This is a genomic window from Agrobacterium sp. LR_9, from assembly GCF_041954855.1.
Taxonomy (GTDB): Bacteria; Pseudomonadota; Alphaproteobacteria; order Rhizobiales; family Rhizobiaceae; genus Agrobacterium; species Agrobacterium leguminum.
On the sequence record NZ_JAVAYA010000017.1, the window covers coordinates 52,233 to 66,543 of the forward strand.

Genomic DNA, 14,311 nt, shown 5'->3' on the forward strand with positions numbered 1-14,311 from the left:
CAATGCACAATTAAGACATTGACAGGCAGCGTGGAACGGCGCTTCTGGATAGGCATTTGACAAACGGCAAACGCCGACAGGCGGGCACGAGAAGACAGATTCCGGGAATCAGGAACATGAGCAAGACGGACTTCATTGGCAAGGCATCGACAGCCGCAGGCGGCTGGGGCGCTCTCAAAAGCGTCGGCAAACGCCTTCTCGAATCCGGCGCCCCGATTTCCGGCGCCCGCACGCTTTTGAAGACCAACCAGCCGGATGGATTCGACTGCCCTGGCTGCGCCTGGGGCGATCCGGAACACGGCTCGTCTTTCGAATTTTGCGAGAACGGCGTCAAGGCCGTGTCATGGGAGGCGACGGAGGCCCGCGTGCCGCCGGACTTCTTCGCCAGCCGCACCGTCTCGGAACTGCGCGGCTGGTCCGACTACGATCTGGAAAAACAGGGCCGCCTCACCCATCCCATGCGTTATGACCGGGCGAGCGACAAATATCTGCCCGTCTCCTGGGACGATGCCTTCTCCGAAATCGGCCGTATCCTCAACAGCCTCGACAGCCCGGACCGGGCGGAGTTCTATACCTCCGGCCGCGCCTCCAATGAGGCGGCCTTCCTCTATCAGTTGATGGTCCGGCTTTACGGCACCAACAATTTCCCCGATTGTTCGAACATGTGCCACGAAGCGAGCGGCGTTGGCCTGAAGGCTTCGATCGGCGTCGGCAAGGGCACCGTTTTGCTTGAGGATTTCGAACAGACGGACGCCATTTTCGTCATTGGACAAAATCCCGGCACCAACCATCCCCGCATGCTGGGCGACCTGCGCCGCGCCGCCCTTCGCGGCGCTCGCATCGCCGTTTTCAACCCCATCCGTGAAAAGGGTCTGGAACGCTTTGCCGACCCGCAGGACAAGGTGGAGATGATTACCGGCGGCAGCACCCGCATCGCCACCAATTATTACCAGCCGCGCCAGGGCGGCGACATGGCGGCCGTGCGCGGCATGAGCAAGGCGGTCTTCGCCGCCGACGATGCCGCAAGGGCAGCGGGCGAACCCGCCATTATCGATTACGACTTCATCGCCGAACATGCGGTGGAGTTCGAGGCCTATCGTGCCGCCGTCGATGCGACCAGCTGGGAAAGCATCCTCGACCAGTCCGGCCTCACCCGCGCGGAGATCGAGGAAGCCGCCCGTATCTACATGAATGCCGGTTCCGTCATCGCCACCTGGGCCATGGGCGTCACCCAGCACAAGCATTCTGTCATCATCGTTCGCGAGATCACCAATTTCATGCTGCTGCGCGGCAATATCGGCCGTCCGGGCGCCGGCCTTTGCCCGGTGCGCGGCCATTCCAACGTGCAGGGCGACCGCACCGTTGGCATCGACGAAAAGGCCCCGCCAGCGCTTCTCGAAGCGCTGGAAAAGGAACTCGGCGTCCCCATGCCGCGCAAGCCCGGCCACAACACCGTGGAAGCCGTCGCTGCGATGCTGGACGGCGAGGCTCAGACTTTCATCGCGCTCGGCGGCAATTTCATGCGCGCGACGCCCGACAGCCCGCTGATCGTCAAGGCTTTCGAAAAGCAGAAGCTGACCGTCAACATCGCCACCAAGCTCAACCATTCGCATCTGGTGCCGGGCGAAACCTCCTTCGTGCTGCCCTGCCTCGGCCGAACGGAAATCGACCGCAATTCGGCCGGCCGCGCGCAGATCGTCACGGTGGAGGATTCCATGAGCATGGTGCACGGTTCCGGCGGCATCAATCCGCCGGCCTCGGATGAGCTGCGTTCGGAAGTCGCCATCGTCGCCGGCATCGCCGAGGCGACGCTTGGCAATACCCATGTCGACTGGAAGGCGCTTGCCGATGACTACGATCTCATCCGCGACATGATCGAGCGGGTCATTCCCGGTTTTGATAATTTCAACGAGCGCGTCCGCGTGCCGCGCGGTTTTCATCTGCGCAACGCAGCAGCCGAACGGGAATGGAACACGCCGGCGAAAAAGGCCACCTTCTATAGCGGCCCCTTGCCCGAACAGACCGAACACCAGCAGGCGCTCACGCGCGACGACCTGTTCGTATTGCAGACCTTCCGCAGCCACGATCAATACAACACCACGATCTACGGCATGGATGACCGTTATCGCGGTGTCTATGGCGAGCGCCAAGTCATCTTCATGAACCCGAAGGATATGGAAGCGCTCGGCGCTCATTCCCGCCAGCGCGTCGATGTCATCGGCGAATATGGCGACGGCGTGGAACGCATCGCAAAGAATTTCCGGCTGGTGCCCTATAATATCCCGCAGGGCAGCGTCGGCGGTTATTATCCCGAACTGAACGTGCTGGTGCCGCTGTCGAGTTATGGCGAAGGCAGTTTCACGCCGACATCGAAATCGGTGCTCGTCTCCGTTCGCCTGCGCCGGGATGCCTCCTGATGGAAGAGGAGCAATCCACTGCGGCGTTCATGGCGGCGGTGGAGCGGGTTCAGGAAAGCGCCTCAAAGGCGCTGACCGCCACGGGCGCAGCGATCCTTCTTTCGGTTTATCTGACCATCGGCGCTGACAGCCGCAGTATCGCCAACCGGCTGGGGCTTGCACACGCCCTCATTCTGCGCGAAATCACTTCCCTGTCGCCACGTTTCGTGCGGGTGACAAAACGCGATGCCCGCACCCAGCGCAGCTTTCTGGAGGCAACCGAAGAAGGACAGTCCCTTGCGGCGGCGTCCCTGCGGATTTGAAACGAACGGAGCATTCCTTGGCAACCAGGCCGATCCTGCCCTATCCCCATCCCGGCTTGTCCGAAATCTGCGCACCGGTCACGGCTTTCGACGGGCAATTGCAGGAACTGGTGACGGACCTGATCGATACGATGCGCGCCGCACCCGGCGTCGGCATCACCGCCGCCCATATCGGCGTCAAACAGCGCGTTTTCGTGCTGGAGCTGACACCGGGAACCGTGCTCACCTACATCAATCCTGAAGTCGTCAGCCAATCCACGCAGACCATGCGCCATGTGGAGGGCAGCGTCTCCATGCCGGGCTTCACGGAGGAAGTGGAGCGACCCTCCGAAATCGAGGTGAGATTTCAGGACGTAGCCGGCGGCGAACACCGGCAGATCGCAGAGGGATTTCACGCCATCTGCATCCAGCACGAGATCGACCAGCTGGACGGCATTTTCTGGCTGAAGCGCCTCTCGAAGCTCAAGCGCGACCGGCTGGTGAAAAAATGGGAAAAATCCCGGAAATCCTGATGGTCAGCCGGTAATCGACAGCGCAAATTCCGCATCGTCCTTCAGCGTGTTGCTGACGGTGCAGATTTCCTCGGCCATATGTGCGATGGCGCTGCGCGTAGCCTCATCGAAATCCCCCTTTATCTCTATCCGGACATCGAAACGCACGATCCGCGATGGCTCCTCCTCAGCCTTTTCGCCGGACACGTGCACCATGACCTTTTCGAACCGGTCGAGCACGCCCATGCGGCTCGCCGCAATCCGGGCGCTGAGCGCCAGACAGGCCGACAGCGACGAATAAAGGAGATCGAGCGGATTGAAACCCGGCTCCGAGGCCGCCGTCACCACCGTCAGGGCGCCTCCGGTGGCCGTGACGACATCGGGATGCCCGAGACGGCCAAGAGTGACGACAGCGCCCGTCGGCCGCTTTTTAACCCTGAACTGATTCATGCCCGACCTCACACCGCGATTTCGCCCGATGGAACCAAAATTAGCCTCGCGCTTTTACTCACGCAACGGTGAACGACCGTTGAGTATTGATTGAAAAGGGAGCTGGGACATATGGTTACATCTACGCTCGTCAGCATTCTGATCACCTTCCTGGTGATTGTGCTCGTCTTGTGGCTTATCGCGCGACTGCCGGTCGGCGGCGGTGCGAAACAGATCGCACAGGTGATCGTCATCATCATCGGCATTATTTCGCTGCTGAAATATCTCGCCGTCTTCTGATGTCCCCGCACGGTGCAGACGAAAAAAGGCGGCGAAAGCCGCCTCTTTTTATGCGCGGTTTTCACCCATCCGGTCGCTATTGCCGAGGCTCGAACTGATAGGTTTTTTTCAGGGTAATATCCCGAACGCTGCCAATACCCAGAAACGGCGTATTGTCGGCATCGAAAATCGCCCTGCCCTTCGCCACGATCCACCGATCCGACCCATCCGGCAGATTGACCTTGTAGCGCTGGTCGAAAAACACCCCGGTAGTGATGCTCTCAAAAATGGCCTGCGCCACCTGATCGCGCATCTCGACGTCGATTCTTTCGAGAATCTCCTCGATCGTCACCCCACTCGACGCAACCGGCTCCGAAAACCCATGGCATTCCGCAGTGACCGCATCCATGATCAGCCTGTTATCGGAAATACTCCACATGTAATAGCCAAGCGCATTGTCTGAATCCGTTTTGTCCCCCTGCACGAAAACCCCCAGACATATTTTCCTGACAAAAGCTAACATCGGACCTCTAATATTCCACCCCTCCTTTTTGTAGGGGGAAACGCACGGCTACTACAGCGTGCATCGATATCCACTGAAATTTGACGATGACCAAATCCAGCTGGAGCATTTCCAGTAAAAGTGCGTAGCGGTTTTACGTCCCGGAATGCGAAAAAACAAAGCGATAGAGCACGCCCCACGATTCCGTTTTGACCGGACGTGCTCCAGGGTTCCGAAATGGACGATAAATTTCGAAGAGGCATCGCAAAACCACCTGCCTGCGCCTACATGGCTTGTGATGACATGTCGAAGGAGTTCAATATGGTGCGAGCCGCCCTCACTTTCGGATTGTTGACCGCAACCGTCTTTCTGGCCGGGTGCCAGACGTGGCATAGTCCATATCGTGGAAACGAGTGGCGCATGGATCAGGTCATGGATGGTGACCCCTACCGTGTCGGTGACGGCCAGCGCAACCGACGCTGATCCACCTCGTCCATTCAATTCGAACGGCGGCAGGTCGATAATTTGCCGCCGTTAATTCGTGGCGCTCTGGCTGCGGGATAAAGCAGATTGGTGTGACTTGGGACACATCCGATACGGTCCAACGAACCGGGGACCGGAAACAGAAGGCAAGCTAAACGACTGGCTAAAAAAGAAAAAACCCGCCGAAGCGGGTTTCTTTGGTGCGGTCGAGAAGACTCGAACTTCCACGGGTTGCCCCACAGCGACCTCAACGCTGCGCGTCTACCAATTCCGCCACGACCGCATCGTGGTAGGCGTCGACTTGCGCCGACGGGGGTGCATGTAGCAAAAGGATTTTCGGTGCACAAGAGCGTCGTGACAGTTTTTTGAAATTAAAAATCGCACCGCACCATCCTATATGCAGGAAGCCCGGAAATGCTGGGGTTGCGGCCCTGTCGCCATTTTGCGAGAAGGCTGTGGAAAGGACTTTTTCATGCTCACACGCACCGATATCGAGACAAACATGCTCCCCGCCCCCGGTTCGCCGCCCGTTCGCTGGCGAATCTCGGAAGGCCTCGTCCCTTATGAGCAGGCGATTGAGGAAATGGAGCGTGAAGTCGCCGCCATTGCCAGCGGCGAGGCCGACGAACTCGTCTGGCTTCTGGAACATCCGCCGCTCTATACCGCCGGCACCAGCGCCGATGCCGCCGACCTCATAGAACCGGAGCGTTTTCCCGTCTTCGCCACGGGTCGTGGCGGCGAATATACCTATCACGGGCCGGGACAGCGGGTCGTCTATGTCATGCTCGACCTGAAGCGGCGGCGGCAGGATGTCCGCGCCTATGTGGCGGCGCTGGAGGATGTCATCATCCGCACGCTCGACAAGATGAATGTGCGTGGCGAGCGGCGCGAGGACCGCGTCGGCGTCTGGGTCCGGCGGCCGGAAAAACCGCTGCTTCCCGATGGCGGCATGGCCGAGGACAAGATCGCGGCACTTGGCATCAGGCTGCGCAAATGGGTGAGCTTCCACGGGCTCTCGATCAATGTCGATCCGGACCTCTCGCATTTTTCCGGCATCGTTCCCTGCGGCATCAGCGCCTATGGCGTCACCAGCCTTGTCGATCTTGGATTGCCGGTTATGATCGGCGACGTCGACGTTCTGCTGCGCGAGGCCTTTGAGGAGGTGTTTGGCGAGGCAGTGCCCGAAACCGGCGCAGGCGGCTGATCCCACCGCAACCTTTGCCGCAGGCCGGTGTTTCCAGCATCGATCACCACAAGAGGAGGAGCGATCATGTTCACTACGTCCGCCTATGCCTGCGATGACGGCTCTTCGCCGATGAAGCTCGCGACCATCAAGCGTCGCGATCCCGGCCCCCGCGATGTCGAAATCGAGATCGAATTCTGTGGCGTCTGCCACTCCGATATCCACACTGCCCGCAGCGAATGGCCGGGCTCCCTCTATCCCTGCGTTCCCGGCCACTAAATCATCGGCCGCGTCGGCCGTGTCGGCGCGCAGGTCACCCGGTTCAAGGTGGGCGACCGCGTCGGCGTCGGCTGTATCGTCGATAGCTGCCGGGAATGCGCCAGCTGCGCCGAGGGTCTGGAGCAATATTGCGAAAACGGCATGACCGGCACCTATAATTCGCCCGACAAAGCGATGGGCGGCGGTGCACATACGCTCGGCGGTTATTCCGCCCACGTCGTCGTCGATGACCGTTACGTCCTCAATATTCCCGAAGGCCTCGATCCGGCGGCAGCGGCACCCCTGCTCTGCGCGGGTATCACCACCTATTCGCCACTGCGCCACTGGAACGCCGGACCCGGCAAGCGTGTCGGCGTCGTCGGTCTTGGCGGTCTTGGCCATATGGCCGTCAAGCTCGCCAATGCCATGGGCGCAACCGTGGTGATGATCACGACGTCGCCCAGCAAGGCAGAGGATGCGAAAAAGCTCGGCGCACACGAGGTGATCGTCTCGCGCGATGCCGAGCAGATGAAAAAAGCCGCCTCGAGCCTCGATCTCATCATCGACGCCGTGGCCGCCGACCATGACATCAACGCCTATCTCGCGCTGCTGAAACGTGACGGCGCGCTGGTGCAGGTCGGCGCACCGGAAAAGCCGCTCTCGGTTATGGCCTTCAGCCTCATTCCCGGTCGAAAGACCTTTGCCGGTTCGATGATCGGCGGCATTCCCGAGACGCAGGAAATGCTGGATTTCTGCGCCGAAAAAGGCATCGCCGCCGAAATCGAGATGATCGACATCGATCAGATCAACGACGCTTATGAACGCATGATAAAAAGCGATGTGCGTTATCGCTTCGTCATTGATATGAAGAGCCTGCCGCGCCAGAAGGCCGCCTGACCCCGGAAGGGGGCGACCTTGCGGGCGTCCCCTCTCCCGTTGGACCTTTTGGTCGAAAGCGCAGCCTGACCCATGACTCCCCGATCCATGACCAGCCAGACCGGTTTCAACGATATCGCCAAGGGCATGACCATCATGGCGGGTTGCATGCTGGTGCTGCCGGTCATGGATGCGATTGCCAAATATATGGCGGTGAGCGGCGGCATGTCGCCGGCGCAGGTGACCTTCTACCGCTTCTTTTTCCAGGTGCTCTGCACCCTGCCGCTGCTGCTGGTGGTGTCGCACAGGGCGCTGTTCAGCGCCAAACGACCGTGGATGAACTGCCTGCGTGGCGTCCTGCACGCCTCGGCCAGCCTGATGTTTTTCGCCGCCGTCAAATACATGCCGCTCGCCGATGTCTTCGCGATCTATTTCGTCGAGCCTTTCATGCTGACGATGATGTCGGCCCTCTTCCTCGGCGACAAGGTGGGCTGGAAGCGCTGGACAGCGATTGCGGTCGGCTTCGGCGGCGCCCTGATCGTCATTCAGCCGAGTTTCGAAATCTTCGGCTGGACATCGCTCCTGCCGGTCGCCTGCGCCTTTCTTTATACGCTCTACCTCTTCCTGAACCGCGCCATCGGCGATGCCGACAGCCCGCTTGTCATGCAGACAATGTCGGGCATTGCGGGAACAGTGTTCATGGGGGCCGCACTTTTCGCCGGCGATGCGCTGGGCGACAAGGATTTTGCCGTCTCGCTGCCGCAATCCGGCTTCGCACTTGCCCTGCTCGTATTGTTGGGGTCGATATCCGGCTACATGCACCTGCTGATCGTCAGGGCCTTCCGGCTGGCGCCGCTCTCTCTGCTGGCGCCGTTCCAGTATTTCGAGATCATCTCGGCGACGATCCTCGGTTATGCGCTGTTTTCGGATTTCCCGACGCCGTCGAAATGGCTCGGCATCCTCATCATCGTCGCATCCGGCCTGTTCATCATCTGGCGCGAGCGCCAGCAGGCCGGTGCGAACCCGCCGCTTGACGGGCAGTGACAGCCGACACCTGACGTGCCTCAACCGTTCGAGGGCAGCGGGCCTTCGTCGTGATGGTCCTGCGCCTCCACGAGACTGCCGAGCAGCCAGAGGGAAACCTCGGCCGCCTCTCCGGCCGATTTGAACCGGTATGAGCCGCTATATTTCGGCATGTCGAAAAAGGTGACGACGAAACCGTCGCCGCTTTCAAGACTTTCGACCCGGATCCGCTCGGGATCGATCATCACGCACACATAATGCGATCCCATATTGCGCATGAAGCCGGCTTTGTTGTCGTGCAGCCGCACGAAGGCTGCACCGCCATCCGCCGTCATATGCAGACTTCTGATCGCCTCATTGGGAAAGGCGCGGGCGAAATCCATGATCGCCTGCCCCACATCATGACTGTTATCCTCATCCGTCGCCCGCGACATGCGCCAGGCATAAACAGCGAAGACCGAAAGCAGCACGAAAACGATAATCCAGATCGCAATACTCATCCGGGACGCTCCCTCAGCATCGAAACATCAAGATTCGCGAATCGAAACGATGCGAACTCGGTTCAGGTTCATATAGGCCGAGGCTTGTGTGAAGTGTGGCTTTGCGGGATCGACGTCGTTTCGCAGCCTGGCACGGTCCGCACCGTCAGAAACGCTTGAGGAAGGAAGCCTTTGCCAGCAGCCATTGCCGGCGAAGCTGCGACAGTTGCAGGTCTCCGTCGAATACGCCGCTCCCAGCCTTTCTCGCGGCAGCGATGACCGGCGCGGAGAGGGCGACGGGAAGATAGGCGGCAAAGACATTTTTTGAAATCTTCGCGCGTCTCGCCTTCTCAATATGATCCAGCGCATGGGCCGCGAAAATTTCGATGGCGATGCCGATGCGCTGCCTGTCCTGCCCTTCAAGAAATGTTTCGCGGTCGAGCCCGGCCGCAGCCAGCATATCGGCGGGAATATAGACCTGCCCGCGACGCCGGTGCAGCGGCATGAGCAGCAGCATGCCCGCCATGGCCTGCGCCACGCCCGCGTGCCCTGCCGCCTCCGCGCTGGATGCGGCGTCTTCAGCGGAAAGCACGAGGCTTGCAAGCTGGATCAATGCGGATGCGGTCTCTCCGGCATAACCTTCCAGCGCATTGCGATCCTCGAACAGGTCGTCATAGAGATCGAAGATACGCGCCTCGATCATATTGGCGAGAACCGGGCGCGGCAGGCGATAGTGCTCGATCGTCGTCAAAAGCGCTGCTGCCACCGGGTGGGATTGGCTGTCGCCATGTGGATTGCCGTCGAGAAGATCGCGCCACCATTGCATGCGCACCTCGCCGGGCAGCGCTTCGCGCACGGAATCGCGGATGCGGGCTATTTCGGCATTGAAGGCGTATAGCGCGGCAAGCGCATTACGCCTGTCGGCAGGCGACAGAAGACAGGCGAGATAGCGGTCGCGATCGGTATCGCGCAGCGTCGCGAGGCAGACGTCGAGATTTTCTGTGGGTGCCATGGTTCCCCGCGCGAAACGTCCTGTCAGCCTTCGACGGCAATCAGCGCCGCAGCCACGGCGCGCGATTCCGACAGCATGATATTATAGGTGCGCACGGCAGCCCCCGTGCTCATCGGATCCACCGAAATGCCCGCCTCCTTGAAGGCGGCGCGCAATTCCTTCGGCAGAACCCGCATGCCGTCGCCCGTGCCGATCAGCAGCACTTCGATATCCTGCGCTTCCGCCAGAACCTTTTCGAAATGTCCGACCGTCAGTTCTTTCGCATCGACAGGCTCCCACCCATAGATGCCCGAAGGCAGGAGCAGAAGCGAACCGCGATGCGACATGTCGGCAAAACGGAACCCGCCATTGCCATAGGCATCGATGGGCGCCCGGCCGGGAAAATGGGCCGGGCGTATTTCAATCCCGCCGGCCATCAGACGGCAGGCTTGCCGCCAATGGCGCCGGTGTTGTTTTCTTTCTTGTCGTCCTTCTCGTCTTCCGCATCCTTGCTATCAGGACGCAGCTTGAAGGCGATCAGCACTGGAGCGGCGATGTAGACCGAGGAGAACACGCCGATACCGACACCGAACAGCATGGCGAAGGTGAAGGAACGGATGACCTCGCCGCCGAAGAGATACAGCGCCAGCAGTGCCAGAAGCACGGTCAGACCTGTGAGGATCGTGCGCGACAGCGTCTGGTTCAGCGACACGTCGATGATCATGGAAAGCGGCATCTTCTTGTATCGCCTGAGGTTTTCACGGACACGGTCGTAGATGACGACGGTGTCGTTCAGTGAATAACCGATGATCGTAAGGATCGCCGCGATACTGGTCAGATTGAACTCTATCCCAAGGAAGACGAACAGTCCGATCGTGAAGACCACGTCGTGCACCATGGAGATGACCGCGCCGAGTGCAAACTGCCACTCGAAGCGAACCCAGATGTAGACCATGATCGCCGCCATGGCGAGCATAACGCCGATGGTGGACGTAACGGTCAGGTCGCCAGACACGGCAGGACCCACGACTTCCACGCGGCGGAAGTCGTATTTGTCCTCAAGCTCGCCGCGCACCATGGTGATGGCGGACTGCTCGGCATTTTCGCCGCCGTCCTGCGCCTGAATGCGGATGAGAACATCCTGCGGCGTACCGAAATTCTGCGCCTGTATTTCACCGAGGTTGAGCTGGTTCAGACGATCGCGAATATCGGCGAGATCGGCTTCATCCTGCTTGGCGCGCACTTCGATGACCGAACCGCCCTGGAAATCGATGCCGAGGTTCAGACCCTTGGCCACGAAACCGCCGACGCAGGCGAGCATGATAGCGCCGGTGATCATGAACACCACGCGGCGATAACGCATGAAGGGAATGTCGCGACCGTCGAACATGGCGGTGCGGACACCCTTCGGCAGGTGCTTCGGACGGCTGCGGCGAACCCAGTAGCCGAACATCCACGCTGTTAGCGTATAGGCCGTGAAGACGGTCGTGATGATACCGACGGCCAGCGTGACTGCGAAGCCCTTCACCGGACCGGTGCCCATGTAGAACAGCACGCTTGCCACGATCAGCGTCGTCAGGTTGGCGTCGATAATGGTCGCAAAGGCGCGGGTGAAGCCGTTATCCAATGACTGGATCAGCGGTTTACCGCTCTTCACCTCCTCGCGTATTCGCTCATAGATCAGAACGTTCGAATCCACAGCCATGCCGATGGTCAAGACGATACCGGCAATACCCGGCAAGGTCAGCGTCGATCCGATCACACTCAACACAGCGAGCAGCATGATGACGTTGACGATGAGGGCGATGTTCGCCAGCAGGCCGAAGAAGCCATAAAAGACGAACATGAAGATGAGGACTCCAACGGCGCCGATGGCGCTGGCCGTCAGGCCGGCGGTGATGGAGTCGTTACCGAGGCTCGGGCCGACGGTGCGTTCTTCAACCACGGTCAGCGTGGCCGGCAGCGCACCGGCGCGCAGCAGGACCGCGAGATCGTTGGCGCCCTGCACCGAGAAATTACCCGAAATCTGCCCCGAACCGCCGATGATCGGCTCGCGGATGACAGGTGCGGAAATGACCTGGTTATCGAGAACGATGGCGAAAGGCTTGCCGACATTCTGCTGCGTCGCCTGCGCGAAGCGCTGCGCACCGCGGCTGTCGAAGCGGAAGGTAACGACCGGCTCGTTGGTCTGCTGGTTGAAGCTTGCCTGCGCGTCGACGAGATTGTCGCCGGAAACAAGCGCGCGACGTTCCACCAGATAGGGAACCGGCGGATCGTCCTGCGAATAGAGAACCTCGGAGGTCGCGGGCGGACGGCCGTTCATCGCCTCCTGCACCGGCATCGTCGTATCGACCATGCGGAAGGAGAGCTTTGCCGTCTGGTTCAGAAGCGACTTCAGGCGCTGCGGATCCTGAAGGCCAGGCACCTGCACGATGATGCGGTCCGAACCCTGACGCTGGATGAGCGGCTCGGTGGTGCCGACTTCGTCAACGCGACGGCGCACGACTTCGATGGATTGCGAAACGGCGGATGACAGGCGGTAGTCGATGCCTTCATCCGTCAGGTTGAGCCTGAGCAGATTGTCGCCGCCGTCATTCATCGTCACTTCGGTGATGGAGCCGCCGACCAGCGTGCCGGCGGACACCGGCTGCGTCAGGTCGCGAAGCGCGTTCTTGGCGGCTTCCACCTGAGCGGGATCGCTGATGCGGACCTGAATCTGCTGGCCGTTGCCGGTCAGCCCCGAATAGCGGATGTTGGCGTCGCGAAGCTGCGTGCGCACATCACCCACGATCGTTTCAAGCCGTTCCTTGACGATGTCGGAACGCTCGATCTTGAGCATGATGTGCGAACCGCCCTGAAGGTCGAGACCGAGCGTTACCTTGTTGTCCTTGTACCAGGCAGGCATGCCCTCCAGCTGTTTGTCCGTAAACAGGTTGGGAGAAGCGATGAAGACGCTTGCCAGCACAAGCAGCCAGATGAAGACTGTTTTCCAACGGGAAAAATGAAGCATTTCGATCTCGGTCAGGGTTGGGGTAGCGCTTTGCGCAACCCGTCAAAATTCGCAATCGGGCATTCGATAATCCGGCAGGATCAGGAAGCGGCTTCCGTCTTGACCACTTCGCCCTTCACACGCACTTCGGCGATGTAGGCACGGGCGGCACGGATTTTCACGCCTTCGGCGATTTCGACTTCGAGTTCATTGTCATCGATGACCTTGGTCACCTTGCCGACGATGCCGCCGCCGAGAACGACCTGATCGCCACGGCGAATATTGGTCAGCGTTTCCTGGCGCTTCTTCATCTGCGCGCGCTGCGGGCGGATAAGGAAAAAGTACCAGACCACCATAAGCGGCGCAAACAGGAAAAGCATCTCAAGGCCGGAACCGAAGGCCGATGCGCCGCCCGCTGCGTCCTGGGCAAAAGCTTGACTAATGAACATATAAAACTCCTCAGAATTACGGCACGACCTTGGATGCCGCCCCAGCTTTCAAGCCGCCGGAATATAGTGGGGAACGCCGGGATTGCAACAGATGCAGGGCCCACGCCGTACCGATTCCGGACCTCTTAACCTTTATGGGCCTGAAACGCCATGCTAGGCCGGGCGCAAAACAGAGTTTTGAACACCAGACAAGCGGAAGAAACACCATGATTCGAGAAGAAACGGCCTCCCTGCTTCTTTCAGAACTGCGCCGGCTCACCATCGCCGTGGAACGTCTGGCCGGGCCGGCGCCCGCCGTAAACGACTGGAATGCGGCCGATTGTTTCGTCTGGGCGCCAGTCAACTCCTTTATCCAGCCGGTTCCCCGCCCCAACCGCATCGCCCTGAAGCTCATCCGTGGCGTCGACCACGTCCGCGACATTCTCCACGAAAACACGCTGCGTTTCGCGGAAGGTTTTGCCGCGAATAACGTGCTGTTGTGGGGTGCGCGCGGCATGGGCAAATCCTCGCTGGTCAAGGCCGTTCACGAAGATGTGCGCGCGGCAAGCGGCGTTTCGCTGAAACTGGTGGAAGTGCACCGCGAGGACATCCACACCCTGCCCGCTTTGCTCGATATATTGAAGGCCTCCGGCCATCGCGTCATCGTCTTCTGCGACGACCTCTCCTTCGACCATGACGATACGGCCTATAAATCGCTGAAGGCGGCGCTGGACGGCGGCATCGAAGGCCGGCCGGACAATGTGCTGTTTTATGCGACCTCCAACCGCCGCCATCTTCTGCCGCGCCACATGATGGAAAACGAGCAGTCCACCGCCATCAACCCTTCGGAAGCGGTGGAGGAGAAGGTTTCGCTCTCGGACCGTTTCGGCCTGTGGCTCGGTTTCCACAAATGCGGCCAGGAAGATTATCTGACGATGATCGACAGCTATGCGGCGCATTTCGATCTGGGTCTTGACCGCGAAACGCTGCATCACGAGGCGCTGGAATGGGCGACCACGCGCGGCGGCCGCTCGGGCCGTGTCGCCTGGCAATATATTCAGGACGCCGCCGGCCGCCTCAGAAAACCGCTCGACAGATAACGCCACCGTGACATCGGGCGAAACGCGGTGTCGTTACGACCACACCGCGTGTCGTATTCCCGAACGCCACATCTCCCCTCA

Annotated in this window: 15 protein-coding genes, 1 tRNA gene and 1 pseudogene; 9 read left to right on the forward strand and 8 right to left on the reverse strand. The window is 60.2% G+C overall.

Annotation, left to right across the window (positions count from 1 at the left end):
• Nucleotides 1-116: 116 nt before the first annotated feature.
• The 3 genes from RAC79_RS18605 to RAC79_RS18615 are packed head-to-tail and all read left to right on the forward strand — an operon-like array spanning nucleotide 117 to nucleotide 3,231.
• Complete coding sequence (locus RAC79_RS18605; protein ID WP_174039160.1) at nucleotides 117-2,417, forward strand: FdhF/YdeP family oxidoreductase; 2,301 nt, start codon at nucleotides 117-119, stop codon at nucleotides 2,415-2,417.
• Nucleotides 2,417-2,719 carry a hypothetical protein gene (locus tag RAC79_RS18610; RefSeq protein ID WP_142845520.1) on the forward strand — a complete coding sequence of 101 codons (303 nt, stop codon included), beginning with the start codon at nucleotides 2,417-2,419 and terminating at the stop codon, nucleotides 2,717-2,719. Before RAC79_RS18605 ends, RAC79_RS18610 begins: the two co-directional genes overlap by 1 nt.
• A 17-nt stretch (nucleotides 2,720-2,736) precedes the next feature.
• A complete protein-coding gene (locus RAC79_RS18615) occupies nucleotides 2,737-3,231 on the forward strand; it encodes a peptide deformylase (RefSeq protein ID WP_142845521.1) in 495 nt (164 codons plus the stop codon).
• Between the two features lie 3 nt (nucleotides 3,232-3,234).
• On the opposite strand, the gene RAC79_RS18620 is transcribed toward RAC79_RS18615, so the two are convergent.
• Nucleotides 3,235-3,660 carry an OsmC family protein gene (locus RAC79_RS18620; RefSeq protein WP_142845522.1) on the reverse strand — a complete coding sequence of 142 codons (426 nt, stop codon included), beginning with the start codon at nucleotides 3,658-3,660 and terminating at the stop codon, nucleotides 3,235-3,237.
• A 111-nt stretch (nucleotides 3,661-3,771) separates the two neighbouring features.
• On the opposite strand from RAC79_RS18620, the gene RAC79_RS18625 reads away from it, so the two are divergent.
• Nucleotides 3,772-3,939 carry a Thivi_2564 family membrane protein gene (locus RAC79_RS18625; protein ID WP_003502827.1) on the forward strand — a complete coding sequence of 56 codons (168 nt, stop codon included), beginning with the start codon at nucleotides 3,772-3,774 and terminating at the stop codon, nucleotides 3,937-3,939.
• Between the two features lie 76 nt (nucleotides 3,940-4,015).
• On the opposite strand, the gene RAC79_RS18630 is transcribed toward RAC79_RS18625, so the two are convergent.
• Nucleotides 4,016-4,441, reverse strand: coding sequence for a PAS domain-containing protein (locus tag RAC79_RS18630; protein ID WP_065655024.1), 426 nt, complete (start codon nucleotides 4,439-4,441; stop codon nucleotides 4,016-4,018).
• A gap of 216 nt (nucleotides 4,442-4,657) precedes the next feature.
• On the opposite strand from RAC79_RS18630, the gene RAC79_RS18635 reads away from it, so the two are divergent.
• Entirely contained in the window at nucleotides 4,658-4,903 is a 246-nt protein-coding gene (locus RAC79_RS18635; protein ID WP_125145676.1) for a hypothetical protein, read from the forward strand.
• Between the two features lie 198 nt (nucleotides 4,904-5,101).
• Here the strand turns inward: RAC79_RS18635 and RAC79_RS18640 are convergent.
• A tRNA-Leu gene (locus tag RAC79_RS18640) sits at nucleotides 5,102-5,186 on the reverse strand.
• 189 nt (nucleotides 5,187-5,375) lie between these two features.
• On the opposite strand from RAC79_RS18640, the gene lipB reads away from it, so the two are divergent.
• The 3 genes and pseudogenes from lipB (at nucleotide 5,376) to RAC79_RS18655 (ending at nucleotide 8,264) form a co-directional block, all read left to right on the forward strand.
• On the forward strand, nucleotides 5,376-6,107 hold the full coding sequence (gene lipB / locus RAC79_RS18645) for a lipoyl(octanoyl) transferase LipB (protein ID WP_174039161.1): 732 nt from the start codon (nucleotides 5,376-5,378) through the stop codon (nucleotides 6,105-6,107).
• Between the two features lie 66 nt (nucleotides 6,108-6,173).
• A pseudogene (locus RAC79_RS18650) lies at nucleotides 6,174-7,241 on the forward strand (NAD(P)-dependent alcohol dehydrogenase).
• An 87-nt stretch (nucleotides 7,242-7,328) separates the two neighbouring features.
• Nucleotides 7,329-8,264, forward strand: a complete 936-nt coding sequence (locus RAC79_RS18655; protein ID WP_174039191.1) for a DMT family transporter — start codon at nucleotides 7,329-7,331, stop codon at nucleotides 8,262-8,264.
• 20 nt (nucleotides 8,265-8,284) lie between these two features.
• On the opposite strand, the gene RAC79_RS18660 is transcribed toward RAC79_RS18655, so the two are convergent.
• The 5 genes from RAC79_RS18660 to yajC all read right to left on the reverse strand — a co-directional run bounded on the left by RAC79_RS18660 (nucleotide 8,285) and on the right by yajC (nucleotide 13,151).
• On the reverse strand, nucleotides 8,285-8,743 hold the full coding sequence (locus tag RAC79_RS18660; protein WP_059753108.1) for a hypothetical protein: 459 nt from the start codon (nucleotides 8,741-8,743) through the stop codon (nucleotides 8,285-8,287).
• A gap of 145 nt (nucleotides 8,744-8,888) precedes the next feature.
• Nucleotides 8,889-9,734, reverse strand: a complete 846-nt coding sequence (locus RAC79_RS18665) for a phytoene/squalene synthase family protein (protein ID WP_174039162.1) — start codon at nucleotides 9,732-9,734, stop codon at nucleotides 8,889-8,891.
• Between the two features lie 23 nt (nucleotides 9,735-9,757).
• Nucleotides 9,758-10,150, reverse strand: coding sequence for an Mth938-like domain-containing protein (locus tag RAC79_RS18670; protein WP_003524967.1), 393 nt, complete (start codon nucleotides 10,148-10,150; stop codon nucleotides 9,758-9,760).
• On the reverse strand, nucleotides 10,150-12,723 hold the full coding sequence (gene secDF / locus RAC79_RS18675; RefSeq protein WP_374997433.1) for a protein translocase subunit SecDF: 2,574 nt from the start codon (nucleotides 12,721-12,723) through the stop codon (nucleotides 10,150-10,152). Before secDF ends, RAC79_RS18670 begins: the two co-directional genes overlap by 1 nt.
• 80 nt (nucleotides 12,724-12,803) lie before the next feature.
• Entirely contained in the window at nucleotides 12,804-13,151 is a 348-nt protein-coding gene (gene yajC / locus RAC79_RS18680; protein WP_003524964.1) for a preprotein translocase subunit YajC, read from the reverse strand.
• A 206-nt stretch (nucleotides 13,152-13,357) separates the two neighbouring features.
• Between yajC and RAC79_RS18685 the strand changes: the two genes are divergently transcribed.
• Nucleotides 13,358-14,230, forward strand: a complete 873-nt coding sequence (locus tag RAC79_RS18685; protein ID WP_003524963.1) for an ATP-binding protein — start codon at nucleotides 13,358-13,360, stop codon at nucleotides 14,228-14,230.
• Nucleotides 14,231-14,311 lie beyond the last annotated feature (81 nt).

Coding starts and splice junctions, on each gene's coding strand:
- RAC79_RS18620 (WP_142845522.1), bottom strand. CDS start 3,660: ATGAATCAGTTCAGGGTTAAAAAGCGGCCGACGGGCGCTGTCGTCACT.
- secDF (WP_374997433.1), bottom strand. CDS start 12,723: ATGCTTCATTTTTCCCGTTGGAAAACAGTCTTCATCTGGCTGCTTGTG.
- lipB (WP_174039161.1), top strand. CDS start 5,376: ATGCTCACACGCACCGATATCGAGACAAACATGCTCCCCGCCCCCGGT.
- RAC79_RS18635 (WP_125145676.1), top strand. CDS start 4,658: ATGGACGATAAATTTCGAAGAGGCATCGCAAAACCACCTGCCTGCGCC.
- RAC79_RS18685 (WP_003524963.1), top strand. CDS start 13,358: ATGATTCGAGAAGAAACGGCCTCCCTGCTTCTTTCAGAACTGCGCCGG.
- RAC79_RS18670 (WP_003524967.1), bottom strand. CDS start 10,150: ATGGCCGGCGGGATTGAAATACGCCCGGCCCATTTTCCCGGCCGGGCG.
- RAC79_RS18605 (WP_174039160.1), top strand. CDS start 117: ATGAGCAAGACGGACTTCATTGGCAAGGCATCGACAGCCGCAGGCGGC.
- yajC (WP_003524964.1), bottom strand. CDS start 13,151: ATGTTCATTAGTCAAGCTTTTGCCCAGGACGCAGCGGGCGGCGCATCG.
- RAC79_RS18625 (WP_003502827.1), top strand. CDS start 3,772: ATGGTTACATCTACGCTCGTCAGCATTCTGATCACCTTCCTGGTGATT.
- RAC79_RS18660 (WP_059753108.1), bottom strand. CDS start 8,743: ATGAGTATTGCGATCTGGATTATCGTTTTCGTGCTGCTTTCGGTCTTC.
- RAC79_RS18655 (WP_174039191.1), top strand. CDS start 7,329: ATGACCAGCCAGACCGGTTTCAACGATATCGCCAAGGGCATGACCATC.
- RAC79_RS18665 (WP_174039162.1), bottom strand. CDS start 9,734: ATGGCACCCACAGAAAATCTCGACGTCTGCCTCGCGACGCTGCGCGAT.
- RAC79_RS18610 (WP_142845520.1), top strand. CDS start 2,417: ATGGAAGAGGAGCAATCCACTGCGGCGTTCATGGCGGCGGTGGAGCGG.
- RAC79_RS18630 (WP_065655024.1), bottom strand. CDS start 4,441: ATGTTAGCTTTTGTCAGGAAAATATGTCTGGGGGTTTTCGTGCAGGGG.